Origin of the sequence: Streptomyces sp. NPDC048411 (assembly GCF_040704695.1) — a bacterium.
Lineage (GTDB): Bacteria > Actinomycetota > Actinomycetes > Streptomycetales > Streptomycetaceae > Streptomyces.
The window spans coordinates 1-1,214 of record NZ_JBEZKL010000313.1 but is presented as its reverse complement, the minus strand read 5'-3'; the positions used below and the strand labels follow the sequence as shown (position 1 = coordinate 1,214).

At 70.3% G+C, this 1,214-nt stretch carries 1 protein-coding gene and 1 pseudogene; both read left to right on the top strand.

The genetic code is table 11. From position 1 onward, the window contains the following. Positions 1-137 precede the first annotated feature (137 nt). The gene (locus tag AB0915_RS39245) at positions 138-329 is read left to right on the top strand and encodes a hypothetical protein (RefSeq protein ID WP_366696201.1); all 192 of its coding nucleotides are present in this window, start codon (positions 138-140) and stop codon (positions 327-329) included. Positions 330-429: 100 nt separating this feature from the next. Then, positions 430-1,131, top strand: a pseudogene (locus tag AB0915_RS39240) (PfkB family carbohydrate kinase); the annotation flags it as partial. Between the last annotated feature and the right edge of the window lie 83 nt (positions 1,132-1,214).

Here is a 1,214-nt window from a genome sequence, read left to right as displayed (position 1 = left end):
ATGTTCGAGCGCCGGTACGGGGAGGGAGAGCGCCCGTAAGCCCGCTGACCCCGCACTGCCCAGGAGTCTTCCGCCGCACCCGGGGCGCGGCGGAAGACTCCTGCCGTCACCCCCTCTACTGAAGCGCGTATTGCCCGGTGGGCACGGACCATTACACCAAGGTCGCCAACTTCCAGAGCCAGTCGTACGAGCTCCGTGGGAACCCCGAGTACTGGCAGCCGAAGAAGCAGCGGATCGCCGGGATCCGGGTGCTCGGCTTCTCCGGGAACGACAGCGCCAACCTGGCGTTCGAGAACGGCGAGGCGTCGGTCTTTTGGCCATCGACGTGACCGACACCCGGCATGCGCAGGGCAGGATCGGACTCAATGTGTTCGGTGGCCGCGCCTACCAGGACACGTACGTACGCGCACTCCAGGAGAGATCTCACCCATGCCCGAAACCGTCGACACTCTCGGCTCACCCGGCTCGCCCGGCTTTCTGGTCATCGGCGAATGCGTCGCCGACATCGTCCGGTTGCCGGGCGAGGACGACCGCGTCCACCCCGGCGGCAGCCCGGCCAACGTCGCGTACGGACTCGCCAGACTCGGCCGGTCCAGCACTCTGCTCACCCAGCTCGGCCCGGATGCCGAAGGCCGGCTGATCGCGGCCCATCTGGCGTCCGCCGGAGTCGTGGTGCGTACCGACGGCTCCACCGGCTCCACCCCGTCCGCCTCGGTGGCGCTGGACGCGGCCGGCCAGGCCGCGTACACCTTCGCCATCACGTGGACGCTCTCCCCGGTGGAACCGGAGCGGCCGCCGCACCATGTGCACACCGGCTCGATCGCGACGGTCATGGAGCCCGGCGCTGCCACCGTCGTCGCCGCCGTGGAGTCACTGCGTGGCGCGGCGACCGTCAGCTACGACCCCAATGTGCGGGCGGCCCTGATGGGCGACCACGACGCAGCCGTCCGCCGGGTGGAGCGCTGTGTCGCACTGAGTGATGTGGTCAAGGCCAGCGACGAGGACCTGGCATGGCTGTACCCGGGGCAGTCCCCGGAGTCCGTCGCCGCGCGCTGGCTCGGCACGGGCGGCCCCGCCCTCGTCCTGGTCACCCGGGGGGCGGACGGCGCGCTCGCTTTCCCCCCTGGAACCCGGCGACGATGGCGATGTTGCCCTCGTCGATCGAGGTCCGGATACGGCCCGGCGTGACATCGATGATGCGCGCTTTGTTGTGG